A 15,820-nucleotide genomic window follows, 5' to 3' on the forward strand; every position below is an offset into this window, starting at 1 on the left:
TAATAGTGTAACATTGGTTTTTCTTCAATTTAAATAATTTACAAAAAACATCAATAAAATATGTTTTAATTATGAATATACTCTAAAAGAACGACTATTAATAGGTTTTCATAAATATTTTATTGATTTAATTTTTGTATTGCTATTTTTTTCTACATTTGGTAAATTATAAAAAAATATTACCATATGAAAAAACATGTATTTTCTGCAGGATTAATAATGTTCCTAGTTGCGGGTCAGATTTCAGCCCAAGATTTTGTGAGCAAAAGAAACATTAACAGCAATGGCAGAGTCGATTTGATCACTTTTAACAGCGGTTTAAGTTTAAAAGGAATAAACACCGAAAGCATTCTGAAACAAAGTCTACAACTAGATTCTCGGGCAACTTTGCAAAGTATCAAAACTGAACTAGATCCCTTAAGTTCTTTATCCGACGAAAAATTCCAACTCTTTTATGATGGAATTAAAGTTCAGTATGTGGTTTACACGCTACATTCCCAAGATGGAAAAATGCAAAGTTTATCAGGAGATATTTTTCCGATTAGTGATGTAACAATCAAACCTTCGCTAAATGCTGGAACTGCATTAAATACTGCCATAAAACATACTAATGCTCAAAAATACATGTGGGACGATGCGGAATACGTTAAAGAAAACTCTTATAAAAAACCACAAGGTGAACTTGTTTTAGTTCCTATAGAGCAGAACGATGGTTCCTTCAAATTGTTATTAGCCTACAAGTTTGATATTTATGCAACACAGCCTTTAAGCAGAGAATATGTGTATGTTGATGCACTCGATGGTAAAATTTTATTAACCGACGCAATTATCAAACATGCCACTAATTTTTATGGAGATATTTCTGGCGGTCATCATCACGACTCAACGGAAAATTCTAATAGCCCATTAAGTAAACTAGCTTTAGTTAACGGAAATGCCGCCACAAGATACAGTGGATCTCAAGTAATTTCTACTACTTTGGTTGGATCAAGCTACACTCTGCGCGATTCATCTCGCGGAAGTGGCGTTTTTACATACAACCTTAAAAAAGGAACCGCTCTTAAAACCACTGATTTTACAGATGCAGACAATAACTGGACTGCTGCCGAATTTAACAATACCGCCTTTGACAATGCTGCTTTAGATGCACATTGGGGCGTTTCCAGTACCTATGATTATTTTAAAAGTACTTTTAATAGAAACAGTTATAATAACGCCGGCGCTGTTTTAAAGAGTTACGTTCATTATAGTTCTGCCTATGAAAACGCTTACTGGTCAGGATCTGAAATGGTTTATGGAGACGGTGCTTCTACTTTTGCACCATTAACTTCTCTGGATGTTACTGCTCATGAATTAGGACACGGGATTTGCGAATATTCTGCCAACTTAGTTTACAGTAGAGAATCTGGAGCGATCAATGAAGGCCTTTCTGATATTTGGGGATCGGTCGTAGAAAATGCTTTTGCACCTACAAAACAGAATTTCTTAATTGGAGAAGATATCACAAAGGTGTCGCCCTATTATTTAAGATCGATGAGCAATCCGAAGTCGGGCTTAAGCCCTCAACCAGATACTTATCTTGGAACCAATTGGAAAGCTGCAACCAGCAGTTGTACGCCAACTTCAGCAAATGACCAATGCGGAGTACACTACAACAGCGGAGTTTTAAATCATTTCTTCTATATTTTAACCCAGGGAAAAACCGGAACGAATGATAAAGGAAACGCGTATTCAGTTACAGGAATAGGTTTTGCGAAATCTGCGAAAATTATTTATAGAATGGAGACTTCTTATCTTTCATCCAATTCCACTTATGCTAACGTATTAACTTATGCAATTCAATCAGCAAAAGATTTATATGGCGCAGATTCACCTGAAGCAATTGCCACTCAAAACGCTTTATATGCAGTAGGATTAGGAACTGCTTATTCTACTGGAACAGGTGGTGGTGACACAACAGCACCTTCCGCTCCAACAAATCTAACTGCAAGTGATACAACTGCTGTAACAACCAATTTAAGCTGGACCGCCTCTACCGATAATGTAGCTGTAACAGGTTATGATGTCTACAGTGGCGCTACTTTGTTGGGAAATACCGCGAGCACATCTGCTGCAATTACTGGCTTAACCGCTTCTACAACGTATACTTTCTCTGTAAAAGCAAAAGATGCGGCTGGAAATACCTCTGCTTCAAGCAATGTTTTATCCGTAAAAACAGGTACGACCACCACTCCACCAGTTGCTTATTGCACATCAAAAGGAAATTCTACTTCTGATGAAAAAATCAATAAAGTAGTATTCGGAACTATAAGCAATACTTCTACAGGAACTGCAGGTTACGAGAACTTTACTTCACTTTCTACCAATGTAAATAAAGGAAGTGCTTACACGATTACCATTACTCCGAAATGGACTTCCACTTCCTACAATGAAGGTTACGCCGTTTTCATTGATTATAATCAAGATGGAGATTTTGCTGATGCAGGAGAAACTGTTTTCACGAAAGCCGCTTCTAAAACAACTCCAGTTTCAGGATCAATTACAATTCCTGCAACTGCTCTTAACGGAAATACCAGAATGAGAGTTTCTATGAAATACAATGGAATTCCAACTTCCTGCGAAACGTTCTCTTATGGACAGGTTGAAGATTACACCTTAAACATTAAAGCTGCAGGAACAGTAACAACGTTAGTAAACACAAACGCAGATACAATCAATATTTATCCAAATCCAGTGAAAGATATTTTGAATATTAATGCAAAAGGTGACTATAATTATCAATTAATTTCCATAGATGGAAAAATTGTTAAAGATGGCAATCAATCTGAAAACGCAGTCAACGTTCAAAATTTGCCAACCGGAATTTATATTATGAAGATTACTCAAGACGGAAAAACTTCCAGTCATAAAGTAATCAAAAAATAAATTTGATTTGCTTCAAATATCGGCTTCGGTCAAAGTCGGGAGAATTACTCTTCCGGCTTTTTTATTAAAAATAATCTAAATTAAATTCCTTGGAACTTTAAAAAACCTTAATTTTAAATGAATTCAAATTAATAATTCTTACAAACCTAAAATGAAAATCAATCTTACCAATACCTCATCAATCGAAACAACTCAAAAGTTTACTTTTTTTACCGAAGAAAACTGGCAAACAGAAAAAGCAAACTTCAGCCAAAATTTCGACGGTTTATTTTCGGCAAAGAAAGACGAAACTTTTATCCTCCTAGAAAATGGCACCGTTCATTTTTTAATCGGCTTAGGAGCAAATCCCAAAAATTTCAGTATTCAGTCAAGTGCGGAAAAATTCTCTTACGATTGTAGAAAAAAAATAAAATCAGAAAGCACTTTTATCAATACCGAAAACTTTAATACTGATCATATTGAAAGTTTAGTAAAAGGTTTGTTTTTAGGAACTTATGAATATCCGTTCAAAAGCGAACATCCTCTATTTAAACCTGGTTTTCAGTTACAAATTAATTCTTTTTCAGAGGAAGATTTAAAAGAATTACAACTCAAAACTTTCGCGATTTGCGAAGGACAATTTGCCTGCATGGAATGGCTCAACAAACCTCAAAATTTCAAAAAAGTTCCGCATATTTCTGGATTTTTAAATGAGATTTCAGAGAAATATAATTTAAAACAAACGGTGTTCGATCGCAAAAAATCGGAGGAATTAGGATTAGGCGCTTTCCTTTCTGTAAATCAGGGAAGTTCGCAAGAAGCAGCATTCACCATTTTAGAATATCATTCTGAACACCCAAATGCAAAAACGGTAGGATTGGTGGGAAAATGCGTCCTTTTCGATACGGGTGGAATTTCAATTAAAGGTTCAGAAAACCTTCATTATATGAAATCAGACATGGGCGGTGCAACTGCGATAATGGGAACTTTAATTGCTGCAGCGACTTTACAACTTACCGTAAATTTAGTGGTGATTTTACCGATTACTGATAATGCGGTTTCAAATACTTCTTACATTCCAAGCGATGTTGTTACCGCTTATAATGGGAAAACAATCGAAGTTCTAGACACCGATGCTGAAGGAAGAATGACTCTTGCCGACGGACTCTCCTATCTCGCAAAAAATTATAAAACCGATGCTTTAATCGATCTGGCAACTTTAACAGGAAGTGCCGTGAGAATGTTCGGTTCTACTTGTGCAGCATATTTTTCAAACAACAATGATTTGAAAAAATCTTTAGAACAATCTGCAGATGAAACCAACCAAAGATTATGGAATCTTCCACTTTGGGATATTTGGAAAGACGACTTCAAATCAGATGTTGCAGATTTCAAAAATATATCATCTAAACCTTTCGGAGATTGTATCGTTGCTGGTAAATTTCTGGAGCAATTTATTATGGAACATCCGAACTGGGCACATCTTGATATTGCGGGAGTTGCGTTTGGAAATGTGCGGTATATGAAAGAAAAAGGAGCAACTGGTTATGGTATGCAGTTATTGCTTGACTTTTTACAAAAATATTAACAAATAATTAGCATATTAGAAATTTTCTCTGTATAATTGAAATAGGATTCTCAAATATTGAACATTAGTTAATAATTGGTATTAATTACTTAATAAAAAAGTGTTTATATTTTTGATAATTCAATAATTATTAAATTTCATTATATGAAGGAGAAAACAATCGTTTGTATTTCCTGCTATTATAAAGGCTATGATTTTATGGATGAGATGAAAAAGCTCGGCAATAAAATCATCCTGATTGCATCTGAAAGCACGAAAGAAAAAAACTGGCCCTGGCATGCAATCGATGAGGTTTACTATATGTCAGAAATTGAACCATCCGTCTGGAATCTGGACCATTTGGTTCAGGGATTTTCTCATTTAATGAAAAGTACAAAGATTGATGTCGTTATTGCATTAGATGATTATGATGTGGAAAAAGCGGCTCTAATCCGCGAATCTTTTCGGATTCCAGGAATGGGACAAACAACGCAACGTTACTTTCGCGATAAACTGGCCATGCGGCAAATGGCCAAAGATTCTGAAATTGATGTTCCCGAATTCTGCTCTATTTTTAATGATGAAACCATCGACGAATTTGTAGAAATGGTATCGCCACCTTGGGTTTTGAAACCTCGGTCGGAAGCATCTGCAACGGGAATTATTAAAATTAAATCGAAAGACGAACTGATAACTGCAATTTCTAATTTAGGAGAAAAGAGACACCATTTCCTTTTAGAAAGTTTTAAACCAGGCGATGTTTTCCACGTTGATAGTTTAGTTTATAACAGTGAAATCGTTTTCGTTTCGGCATCACAATATCTTTCTCCACCAATGGAAGTTTCCCATGATGGTGGAATTTTTCGGTCTAAAACCTTAGGAAAAAACGCTCCTGAATTTAAAGCATTACAAATTGTAAATCAAAAAGTTTTAAAAAGTTTCGGTTTAAAAAATGGCGCAACACACACTGAATTCATTCGCGGAAAAGAAGACGGAAAATGGTATTTCCTGGAGACCTCTTCCCGAGTTGGCGGTGCACATATTCCCGATTTGGTCGAAGCTTCAACTGGGATTAATCTTTGGCGGGAATGGGCAAGAATCGAAAATGCCTGGCTCAAAAATACGCCTTACCAATTAGCAAAACCAAAAGAACTTTTTGGTGGATTAATCATTTGTTTATCCAGAGATAAACACCCTGATTTTAAGGAATTCGAACAACCTGAAGTTTATAAATTTTTACAGATGGATTACCATGTAGGATTGGTCTATCAATCGAATGATGGCGATAGAATTCAAGAACTTTTAGAGGAAGCCGCTTTAAAAATATATGACCATCACATCAGCATCATGCCACCCAAAAGTAAACCTACTTCCTAACTCAACGAAAGACCATTCATGAAAATTTCATCCTCTAAAATCTACAATTAATTATGGCGAGAATTGAGCATACCGATTATTATTCACATATTTTAGGAATAAGTTTAAAACTAGAAGTTACAGGACATTACGGTCATCCGATTATTATGTTTCCTACTTCGCAAGGACAATATACCCAAAATAACGATTTTAAACTGAACGAAAGTATCAGTCATTTTGTCGATTCAGGAAAAGTTAAATTGTATAATATAGAAACCATTGATAATGTTAGTTTTTATGATAAGAATATTTCACCAGCAGAAAGAATTAGCAATTATGAACTGTATGTACAATTCCTGATTCAGGAGTTTATCCCTTATATTCAAAGTTTACATTCTGTACATCGTGTGGCGGTTGCCGGAGCAAGTTTTGGAGGTTATCACGCTTCTAATTTCGCCTTCCGTTTTCCAGATGTGGTATCTCACTTATTCTGTCTTTCCGGTGCTTTTTCAATCAGAAATTTTATGGATGGATTTAGCAACGATCAGGTTTATTTCAATTGTCCGAGAGAGTTTGTGAAAAATGATGAAGCATTTAAATTCAAACATATGCACATTGTTTTAAGTACTTCTGATCAGGATATCTGTTTGGATCAAACGCGGGAAATGGCGGGAATATTAGGTTCAAAAGGAATCAATCACTGGTATGATGAACAAAAATGGATCAACCATGACTGGCCACTTTGGCGAATGGTTTTCCCAATCTTTATTAGTCGATTTTTTTCTTAATTTTAATAATTACAAAATTTATTATAACCAACATTAATTAAAAAAAATAAAAATATTATGGCAAAGAAAGTAGGAATTTTATTCGGTATGGAAGATACTTTTCCGTGGGCTTTTATCGATAAAGTAAATGAACTGGGTAAAGGAGAAATCATTGCTGAGCCCGTAATGATTGATAAACTGGAACAAGGTGGTGATTATGGTTACGCCGTGATTATCGACCGTATTTCGCAAGATGTCCCTTTTTACCGTGCCTATTTAAAAAATGCTGCATTAAGCGGAACTTATGTTATTAACAATCCATTTTGGTGGAGCGCAGATGAAAAGTTTTTTAATAATGCATTGATGCTACAATTGGGAATTCCACTTCCTAAAACGGTTTTACTTCCTTCAAACGACCGACCGACCAACACGACAGAAACTTCTTTTAGAAATTTAAAATTCCCGCATGACTGGGATTATATTTTCAATTACATCGGTTTCCCGGCTTATATGAAACCACATGATGGTGGAGGTTGGCGAAATGTTTACCGCGTTGAGGATGCCGAAGATATGTGGACCAAACTGGGAGAAACAGGACAGTTGGTGATGATGCTTCAGGAAGAAATTTTCTTTGAGGATTACTATCGTGTTTATTGTTTAGGTAAAAAGTACGTTCATATTATGCCATATGAACCAAGAAATGAACACCATCTAAGATATGCCACGACTCACAAAACAGAAGGAAAAGCACGTGAACAATTATTGAAAACGATTCACGACTATACTATTAAAATGAATGAAGCGCTAGGTTATGATTTTAATACCGTAGAATTTGCGGTAAAAGACGGAATTCCGTATGCCATCGATTTCTGTAATCCTGCACCTGATGCGGATCGAAATTCGGTAGGTGAAGAAAACTTTGCGTGGATTGTAGAACACTCCGCAAAACTTGCTATTGAAAAAGCAAAAGAATATGTTCCTGGAAAACCAAATATTTCTTGGGGGAAATTTGTGAAAGATTCTATTAAATAAACTCTTATTCAAAGGATAAATAGTGCAATTGCACATATTGATTGCACTATTTAAATTTTGAAAATATTATAATTCTAAAAAAAACACAAGATGCATAGGTTCACAATAGGCGTTGAAGAAGAATATCAAATTATTGATGCAGAAAGCCGCGATTTAGTTTCTCATGTTTCTAAAATAATTGAAGGAGGAAAAGCAACTTTAAAAGAAAATTTAAAGCACGAAATGCACGAATCCGTTATTGAAATGGAAACGGGTATTTGCCAGAATATTTCAGGAATCAGAGCAGAATTAACTGATCTGCGAAAAAGATTAATTAAAGTTGCCCATGAAAATAATCTCCGGGTTTCAGGTGGTGGCACGCATCCTTTCTCTCACTGGAAAAATAATCAGATTACAAAAGATGACCGTTACGATAAAATCGTGAGTGATTTGGGAGATGTTGCGCGGTCTAATTTAATTTTTGGACTTCATGTTCATATCGGTATTCCGAATCGGGAAGAAGGAATTCGGATTCAGAATGTCATGCGTTATTTTCTTCCGCATATTTATGCACTTTCGACCAATTCTCCGTTTTGGGTCGGTAGTAAAACAGGATTCAAATCTTATCGTCACGAAATATTTGCGAAATTTCCGAGAACGGGTATTCCGAGTTATTTTAATTCGGTCGCTGAGTTTGATGCGTATATTGATTTAATGATTAAAACGGGAACCATTGATAATGCCAAGAAAATTTGGTGGGATCTTCGCGTGCATCCCTTCTATCCTACTATTGAATTTCGTATTTGCGATATGCCTTTAAGAACCGATGAAACCGTTTGTCTGGCTGCTATTATGCAATGTTTGGTTGCTAAAATTTATAAACTTCATCAGCAAAATATGAGTTTCAGAAGTTATAGAAGATTAATGTTAAATGAAAATAAATGGCGTGCCTCTAAAGATGGTATTCACTCTCATTTAATAGATTTTGGAAAAGAAACCAGTGTACCTTTTGTAGATTTATTAAAGGAATTATTAGAGTTTATCGACGATGTTGTTGATGATTTAGATTGCAGAAAAGAAGTTGAATACGCCTGGGAAATCATGAAAAATGGAACCGGCGCCGATCGACAGTTAAAAATATATGAAGAAACTGGTGATCTTAAAGCAGTGGTCGATTACATGATTGCTGAAACCGAATTTGGAATTACTTACGAATAAATCAAATTATTGTAAATTTGACCCGTAATAAATTAGAATGAAAAACATAAAAATTGCCTTGCTTGATATGAATAACAACCATGTTAATCAGGGTATGCGCAATATTAAAGAGATTTCACAAACATTTAAGGAACATTCAGATGAAGATGTTTCCATCACGGTGTTTGATGTAAGATTTAAAGATGAGATGCCTGATTTTCAGGAATTTGATATATTCATTTCTTCTGGCGGTCCGGGAACTCCTCATAAAGAAGGTTATGCTTGGGAACAAAGATTCGATGATTTTTTAGATGGTCTTTGGGAACATAACAAACATTCTGAGCAGAAAAAATTTGCTTTTTTAATTTGTCATTCATTTCAAGTCGCCTCTATTCACTGGAACTTAGGAAATATCTGTAAAAGAAAATCCTACTCTTTTGGAGTAATGCCTATACATAAAACTGCAGAAGGCAAAGATGATTTTTTATTAAAGAATCTACCGGAACCTTTCTATGCAGTTGATTCCAGAGCATATCAATTTATTGAACCTAATTATGAAAGGCTGAATGAAATGGGAATGAAAGTCGTGGCTTTAGAAAAAGTTCGTCCGCATATTCATTTGGAGCGCGCGGTGATGGCGATTCGCTTTTCAGACGAAATCTTTGGAACACAATTTCACCCGGAAGCTGATTCAAAAGGAATGCTCGAAAATCTAAAAATTGATAAAAATCGATTAGCGATGATTGAAAATTACGGCGTAGAGAAATACCTTGAAACCGTTGATAGAATGGATGATCCAGATAAAATAGTATTAACACAATCTCAGATTTTACCGAGGTTTTTACAATATGCAACAGAACAAGTCATGAAGAGTTTGATGATGGCGTAATTGATTTCTTATCTTTTTAATGAATCAAAAGAAATTCTCAACAACACTAAAAATGCTAACTATTCATTAGTTAGTTTTTTATTGAAAATTCAATCGACTTGCAATAAAACTATTCTAAGATAATTAAGATATATCTCTTTTCAAAAGAAGATTTTTACGATTGATTTAAAAAAAAGAATTTCATGATACCAAAATACAGACAACAATTCAACCAGGAATATACGACCGAAAAATACAATGCTTTAAAAGATGAACTTGCAAAAAGAGCAGGAACAGAAGCGCTTTTCCGGGTTTCAGAAAGTCCTATTTTTTTAACGAAAGACTTTAAAAATAAAATCGATGATGCTTGTAACAGCATTATTTCTCAGATCAAAAAAATGTCTCCCGAGGAATTAGATCAAGCGGTGCCTGATAATTGTAGGGTTCCGAATGATCATCACAAACCTCATTTTTTAGCCATTGATTTTGGGATTTGTAAAAACCAGGAAACAGGAGAAATCGAACCTCAATTAATTGAACTTCAAGCATTCCCCACGCTTTATGCTTTTCAGGAAGAATATGAAGAAGTAGTTTCTGAGCTCTTTCCTTTTTTAAAGGATTTAAGAACTTCACTTCCGAAACCTGAATATATTCAATATTTAAAAGAAGTAATTGTTGCAGATGAAAATCCAGAGAATGTAGTCTTGATGGAAATTTTTCCGGAGAAACAAAAAACCAGTATTGATTTTGCTTTAACAGAAAAGTATTTGGGAATTAAAACAGTTTGTTTAACCAAAGTAAAGAAAAAAGGCAAGAAACTTTTCTATGAAAATGATGGAAGATTAATTCCTATTCACCGAATATACAACCGGGTTATTTTTGATGAACTGGATCATATTCCCAATCTGAAAACAGAATTTGATTTTCGCGAAGAAGTTGATGTTACTTGGGTTACGCACCCGAATTGGTTTTTCAAAGTATCCAAATATATCTTGCCAAAATTAGAACATGCTTATGTTCCAAAAAGTTATTTTCTCTCTGAATTTCCAGCTTCTGAAAAATTAGAAAATTTTGTATTAAAACCATTATTTTCATTCGCGGGAAGTGGCGTAAATCTTGATCCTACTCCATCAGATATTGAGGCTATTTCAGACAAAGAAAACTTCATTATGCAAAGAAAGGTTTTCTACGAACCATTGTTTGAAGACATTAACGGTGAATTTTCTAAATCAGAAATCCGTATGCTTTACCTTTGGAAAGAAAACGAAGAAAATCCTTTGTTAATGGATAATTTAGCGAGAATGACTAAGGTCGCAATGGCTAACGTAGACTTTAATAAAAAAGATGCCATCTGGATCGGAAGTTCCCTTGCCTTTTTTGAAAAATAAAGGGAACTATACCAGATTGATGTTCATTAATGCAGATCGCCCAAATCGATGTTTGCTTTGCCTTTTCCTTTTCGCTCCTTCACGAATAATACAAAAGGAATACAAACCAAAAACAGAAGTCCTAAATAAAGGAACACATCCATATAAGAAAGAACTGTTGCTTGTTTCAATACGGATAAATCCAGTAATTTATAAGCAGATTGTAAGGCGACATCGGGAGTGAATCCTTTGGCTTGAAACATCGCTTTCATCCCTGCAATTCTTTGTTGAACATCGAAATCATTTGCATCCAAGTGGCTTACTAAAGCCGCTCTGTGAATAGATGTTTGATTAGAGATAAAAGTAGTAATCGCTGCAATTCCAAAAGAACCTCCTAACTGACGCATCATTCCCGTGAATGAAGCACCCTGACCAATTTCCTGACCTTTTAAAGTACTTAATGCCAGTGATGTAATTGGAATAAATAGCAGACCAAGTCCGGCTCCCCTTACAATCAACATCCAGAAGAATGCATCTTTCCCCGTGTCTGGGGTAATAATATTGTAGCCCCAAAAACTATAGACAAAGAAAAGCAGTAAACCGAGCGAAACCAGAATTTGCTGTTTTACTCCACGCGTCAGTAACCGCCCTATAATTGGCATCATGACTGCAGTGGTTAATGCTGCGGGAATCATCAGTGCGCCGGATTCCAGCGCAGTCCATCCCATGACACTTTGGGTATAAAGTGGTACAATAAAGGTAGAACCATATAAACCGAATCCGAGAATAAAGGACATGATGGTACCAATTCTTAAATTCCCGTTTTTCAAAACTCTTAATTCCACAATTGGATATCTGAAAGTAAGTTCTCGCCAAAGGAAAAGAATAAATCCGATTATTGCAACTGCAGTTAGGGTGATAATTACTTTGCTGTCGAACCAGTCATCCTCATGACCTTTCTCTAATATGTATTGTAGGGAGCCAACAAAGGCTGCCAATAGTCCAATTCCCAACCAGTCGACATCTTTTGCTTTTCTTTTCTCTGCAAATTTCGGACTTCGAACAAATTGTAAAGTCATTAAAGTAGCAGCAAATCCAATAGGAATATTAATATAAAAAATATACGGCCAAGTGAAATTATCAACAATGTAACCTCCTAAAGGTGGACCTAAAGTTGGACCGATAATTACTCCTAAACCATAAATTGCCTGCGCCATACTTCGTTTTGCAAGCGGATACGATTCTGTAATAATGGTTTGCGAAGTTACGAGTAACGCTCCCCCACCGATTCCCTGCATTAATCTGAAAAATACCAATTCCCAAATGCTGGTTGCATTACCACAGAGAAATGAGAAGATGGTAAAAATAATAATTGAAGCGGCGAAATAATTTCGTCTTCCAAATTGCGCAGAAAGCCAACTGGTCATAGGAACAATAATTACATTACCGATTGCATAGGCCGTAATTACCCAACCCACTTCAGAAAGTGTTGCACCTAGGTTTCCTTTCATATCATTCAAAGCCACGTTTACTATTGTAGAATCTACAATCTCCAGAAGTGCACACAGAATGGCGGTTATGGTTATGATGACGCGTCGTGCGCCGTATTCAACTAAATCATCTTGCATTTTTATTGCTGGATATTTAATATCAAATCGATTGGGACTAAATGTAACATTTGCCCAATTTCTTCTTTACAATTATTTTAAATTTACGGTCGTTTTCACGTTCATTCCCGCACGAAGTTTTTTAGCAATTTGTGGTTTAAGATTTACAAAATCTATTCTTACCGGAAGTCTCTGCACCACTTTCACAAAGTTCCCACTCGCATTATCTGGAGGAAGTATAGAGAATGAAGATCCTGTTGCTGGCGAAAATGAAGTCACTTTACCCTCAAATTTTTCTTTAGGAAAAGCATCGATTTCAATATCAACGGTTTGTCCTTCTACCATTTTTGAAAGTTGAGTTTCTTTAAAGTTGGCAATCACCCAAACATTATTATCTCTCACCAAACTGAAAAGTTGCGCTCCAGCTTGTACAAACTGCCCTTTTTGAATAGGAACTTTAGCAACGAAGCCATCTTCTGAAGCAACAATTACAGTATAAGAAAGATTGAGTTTTGCATTTTCAACATCTACTTCTCTTTGTTTCGCTATTGAATTTGCTACACCAATCTGTTCAGAACTTGCTGCAGTTTGTGAGGTTACGATTCCGGTTTGCTGAGAAACTTGATTTTTTTGATCAATCAAAACCTGTAACTGTCGGTCAGCAGATTGTTTTGCTGCTAAAACAGTTTCATATTGCTGTTGGGTAATGGTATGATCTTTTACCAAATTTGCATATCGATTTAAATCCTGAGTCGTTTTCCAGACATTTACTTTTGCTGCTTCAATCTGGGCAGTTGCAGTCGTAATGGCGGCATTTGTAGAATTAATATTTTGTGAAGCAGCATGCGTTGCAGCAATTGCATTTTGCACATTACTTTTTGCAGTTCCCAAAGCAGCAATCGCTTGCTCAAGAATCATTTTCTGATCACGATTGTCAATGACAATTAACGTATCTCCTTGTTTTACAAACTGATTATCGCTGACTTTCACTTCAGACACATAACCTGAAATTTTAGAAATTACAGGACTCATGTTGGAGGCAATCTGCGCATCATCGGTCACTTCGTGTCCTAAACCATAAGAATAAGTTCTATACCCGATGATTCCACCGACGATTAAAACAACAGCCAAGATAATCGGAAAAGTAAGTGATTTTTTCTTTTTGATTTCTGGGAAAAGTTCTGGTTGTGTATTGTTATCTTCCATTTATTTAAAAAATATTTAAGTTTAATTCTCAGTATAAATTCTATTAATTCAAAGTCAAAGTTCCAGTGGTCTGTAATAGTTTTCGATAGGCTAAGGCTGCGTCTGCTTTTGCATTCACCACATTTACGTTGGCTGAAATCTGCGCAGTATCCGCATCTAAAAGTTCGGTGATGGTTGCTAAACCGTTATCGAATTTATTTTTAGTTACACGGAAATTCTCATTCGCTTGGGCAGCCGCTTTTTCGTAAACGGTAATTTTTCTTTTTGCAAATTCAGAATTCTGATAATCTCTGTTGATTTCTAATTTAATTTGATCTGTTAACAGTTCATTGCTTGCAGAAAGTTGTTTTTCTGTGGCGGTAGCACGCATTAATGAAGAGTTCTTTTTCCACAGATTATCAATGTTATATTGAATTCCCAAGCCAATATTTGCAGCATTTGTAATGGTCAGAATTTTCGGAATTTCTGCTGCGACATATCCACCAGTTAAAGCAATAGTCGGTAAACTTTCTGCTTTTGCTGCTTTGGTGCCAAGTTCCGCCGCTCTTCTTTGATAATCCAAGGCCTGAACATCTTTTCGCTGAGAAACAGCTTGATTTAAATAAAAAGAAACTGGCTGATTTTCTGTAAGTTCTGAAATGTAATTGGGATCAATTTCTATTTCAGTCGCATCTGGCAATCCCAATAATATATCCATATTGATATTGGCGATATTAAAATTATTGTTCGCTTCTAAAAGTTGAAGTTCAATATTTGAAGTTTGTAGATTCGCTTTTAACTTATCGTTTCTTGCGATTATTCCATTGTTCTCTAATTTCTGAAAAGATTCATCTCTTTTTTGAGAAGCCGTTAGATTATCTTCTAAAACTTTAATCTGTTGGCTAGCCTTAAACAAATTATTATACGCTTGAGAAATGGTATAAGCAATAGCCAATTTGTCGTTTTCAGTACTTAATTTAGAGGCTTCAATGAGGTATTCTGCAGACTGAATTCCGTACTTAATTTTACCACCTGTGTAAAGCGGTAACGAAGCGGAAACATTTCCGTAAAATGCAGAATTTGCTTTTGGTGCTGCGCTCCCTCCATTTTCAGAAGGTTTCAAAACCTTAAGGTCAACATTTGCATTGCCCAAAGCAAGTGCACTTCCAGAAACCTTCAAACTCGGAAGTCTGTTGTTTTTCGCCTCCAGATAATTAGCCGTTGCTTCTTCTATTTTTGCCTGGTCGATCTTTAGATTTTTAGAATTCTGAATTCCTAAACGTACTGCTTCATCTAGTGTAAGCAATATTTTTGCCTGCGCTTGCGCTGTTATTCCTATCGCGGAAAAACCAAGCACTACTATTGAACTATATATTTTCTTCATAACCCAGAAGGTGTTTTAATATGTTTTGAACATGTATTTTAATTTCATCGAAATATAGATCTTCATAATTTTCATCTGCCTGAAAAAACTCTTTGTAAATAGGAAGCGTATTGAGCGCCGTGAAAATAGTCCCGGAAACTGTAGAATGCACAAATTCTATCCTTGGTTTTTTATGAAATATTTTTTTCTCAAATCCTTTCTCAAATAGTTCAGTGTAAATGGCCAGAAATCCTTTTTTAGATTTTTTTAAAAACTCCGCGATTACTGGATTTTTACTATTCAATTGTTCCCGTTGTAAAATGCGATAAAAAGTTTTTAAATTTTTTACGCGATCTGCATAACGATTAATAATAATCACCAGTTTTTCCCACTCATTTAAATTTTGGTTAGCCAAAACATCTTCGCTAAATTTTAAACTTTCATTCATTCTTACCTCAAATATTTTTACAAAAAGTTTTTCTTTTGAGCCGAAATAATAAGATATCATAGACACATTTACTTTTGCTTTTTCCGAAATTTCTCTGGTTGAACTTCCTTCAAAACCCTTTTCAGCAAATAGTTTTTCAGCATGTAATAAAATGTGTTCTTCTTTGGTAATCATAGGTAG

At 35.3% G+C, this 15,820-nt stretch carries 12 protein-coding genes; 8 read left to right on the forward strand and 4 right to left on the reverse strand.

Annotation, left to right across the window (positions count from 1 at the left end; all coding sequences use genetic code 11):
• Positions 1 to 186: 186 nt before the first annotated feature.
• From PUH65_RS08560 to PUH65_RS08595, 8 genes are all read left to right on the forward strand, one after another.
• Entirely contained in the window at positions 187 to 2,925 is a 2,739-nt protein-coding gene (locus PUH65_RS08560; protein WP_305519544.1) for a M4 family metallopeptidase, read from the forward strand.
• Between the two features lie 151 nt (positions 2,926 to 3,076).
• A complete protein-coding gene (locus PUH65_RS08565; RefSeq protein WP_305519545.1) occupies positions 3,077 to 4,492 on the forward strand; it encodes a M17 family metallopeptidase in 1,416 nt (471 codons plus the stop codon).
• Positions 4,493 to 4,636: 144 nt separating this feature from the next.
• Positions 4,637 to 5,848 (forward strand): acetyl-CoA carboxylase biotin carboxylase subunit family protein, encoded by a 1,212-nt coding sequence (locus PUH65_RS08570; protein WP_305519546.1) that lies wholly within the window; start codon positions 4,637 to 4,639, stop codon positions 5,846 to 5,848.
• A gap of 53 nt (positions 5,849 to 5,901) precedes the next feature.
• Complete coding sequence (locus PUH65_RS08575) at positions 5,902 to 6,615, forward strand: alpha/beta hydrolase-fold protein (protein WP_305519549.1); 714 nt, start codon at positions 5,902 to 5,904, stop codon at positions 6,613 to 6,615.
• Positions 6,616 to 6,672: 57 nt separating this feature from the next.
• On the forward strand, positions 6,673 to 7,626 hold the full coding sequence (locus PUH65_RS08580; protein ID WP_305519550.1) for a RimK family alpha-L-glutamate ligase: 954 nt from the start codon (positions 6,673 to 6,675) through the stop codon (positions 7,624 to 7,626).
• A gap of 90 nt (positions 7,627 to 7,716) precedes the next feature.
• Positions 7,717 to 8,823 carry a carboxylate-amine ligase gene (locus PUH65_RS08585; protein ID WP_305519551.1) on the forward strand — a complete coding sequence of 369 codons (1,107 nt, stop codon included), beginning with the start codon at positions 7,717 to 7,719 and terminating at the stop codon, positions 8,821 to 8,823.
• A 37-nt stretch (positions 8,824 to 8,860) separates the two neighbouring features.
• The gene (locus tag PUH65_RS08590; RefSeq protein ID WP_305519552.1) at positions 8,861 to 9,691 is read left to right on the forward strand and encodes a type 1 glutamine amidotransferase; all 831 of its coding nucleotides are present in this window, start codon (positions 8,861 to 8,863) and stop codon (positions 9,689 to 9,691) included.
• Between the two features lie 182 nt (positions 9,692 to 9,873).
• A complete protein-coding gene (locus tag PUH65_RS08595) occupies positions 9,874 to 11,058 on the forward strand; it encodes a hypothetical protein (protein WP_305519553.1) in 1,185 nt (394 codons plus the stop codon).
• A 26-nt stretch (positions 11,059 to 11,084) separates the two neighbouring features.
• On the opposite strand, the gene PUH65_RS08600 is transcribed toward PUH65_RS08595, so the two are convergent.
• The 4 genes from PUH65_RS08600 to PUH65_RS08615 all read right to left on the reverse strand — a co-directional run bounded on the left by PUH65_RS08600 (position 11,085) and on the right by PUH65_RS08615 (position 15,814).
• Positions 11,085 to 12,665 (reverse strand): DHA2 family efflux MFS transporter permease subunit, encoded by a 1,581-nt coding sequence (locus PUH65_RS08600; protein ID WP_305519554.1) that lies wholly within the window; start codon positions 12,663 to 12,665, stop codon positions 11,085 to 11,087.
• A 72-nt stretch (positions 12,666 to 12,737) separates the two neighbouring features.
• Positions 12,738 to 13,850, reverse strand: coding sequence for an HlyD family secretion protein (locus PUH65_RS08605; RefSeq protein ID WP_305519555.1), 1,113 nt, complete (start codon positions 13,848 to 13,850; stop codon positions 12,738 to 12,740).
• Positions 13,851 to 13,893: 43 nt separating this feature from the next.
• The gene (locus PUH65_RS08610; protein ID WP_305519556.1) at positions 13,894 to 15,213 is read right to left on the reverse strand and encodes a TolC family protein; all 1,320 of its coding nucleotides are present in this window, start codon (positions 15,211 to 15,213) and stop codon (positions 13,894 to 13,896) included.
• Positions 15,197 to 15,814: a TetR/AcrR family transcriptional regulator gene (locus PUH65_RS08615; RefSeq protein ID WP_305519558.1), complete on the reverse strand. Its 618-nt coding sequence runs from the start codon at positions 15,812 to 15,814 to the stop codon at positions 15,197 to 15,199. Before PUH65_RS08615 ends, PUH65_RS08610 begins: the two co-directional genes overlap by 17 nt.
• Positions 15,815 to 15,820: the final 6 nt, after the last annotated feature.

The sequence above is a fragment of the Kaistella sp. SH40-3 genome, assembly GCF_030686865.1.
GTDB lineage: Bacteria > Bacteroidota > Bacteroidia > Flavobacteriales > Weeksellaceae > Kaistella.

Coding starts and splice junctions, on each gene's coding strand:
- PUH65_RS08560 (WP_305519544.1), top strand. CDS start 187: ATGAAAAAACATGTATTTTCTGCAGGATTAATAATGTTCCTAGTTGCG.
- PUH65_RS08565 (WP_305519545.1), top strand. CDS start 3,077: ATGAAAATCAATCTTACCAATACCTCATCAATCGAAACAACTCAAAAG.
- PUH65_RS08570 (WP_305519546.1), top strand. CDS start 4,637: ATGAAGGAGAAAACAATCGTTTGTATTTCCTGCTATTATAAAGGCTAT.
- PUH65_RS08575 (WP_305519549.1), top strand. CDS start 5,902: ATGGCGAGAATTGAGCATACCGATTATTATTCACATATTTTAGGAATA.
- PUH65_RS08580 (WP_305519550.1), top strand. CDS start 6,673: ATGGCAAAGAAAGTAGGAATTTTATTCGGTATGGAAGATACTTTTCCG.
- PUH65_RS08585 (WP_305519551.1), top strand. CDS start 7,717: ATGCATAGGTTCACAATAGGCGTTGAAGAAGAATATCAAATTATTGAT.
- PUH65_RS08590 (WP_305519552.1), top strand. CDS start 8,861: ATGAAAAACATAAAAATTGCCTTGCTTGATATGAATAACAACCATGTT.
- PUH65_RS08595 (WP_305519553.1), top strand. CDS start 9,874: ATGATACCAAAATACAGACAACAATTCAACCAGGAATATACGACCGAA.
- PUH65_RS08600 (WP_305519554.1), bottom strand. CDS start 12,665: ATGCAAGATGATTTAGTTGAATACGGCGCACGACGCGTCATCATAACC.
- PUH65_RS08605 (WP_305519555.1), bottom strand. CDS start 13,850: ATGGAAGATAACAATACACAACCAGAACTTTTCCCAGAAATCAAAAAG.
- PUH65_RS08610 (WP_305519556.1), bottom strand. CDS start 15,213: ATGAAGAAAATATATAGTTCAATAGTAGTGCTTGGTTTTTCCGCGATA.
- PUH65_RS08615 (WP_305519558.1), bottom strand. CDS start 15,814: ATGATTACCAAAGAAGAACACATTTTATTACATGCTGAAAAACTATTT.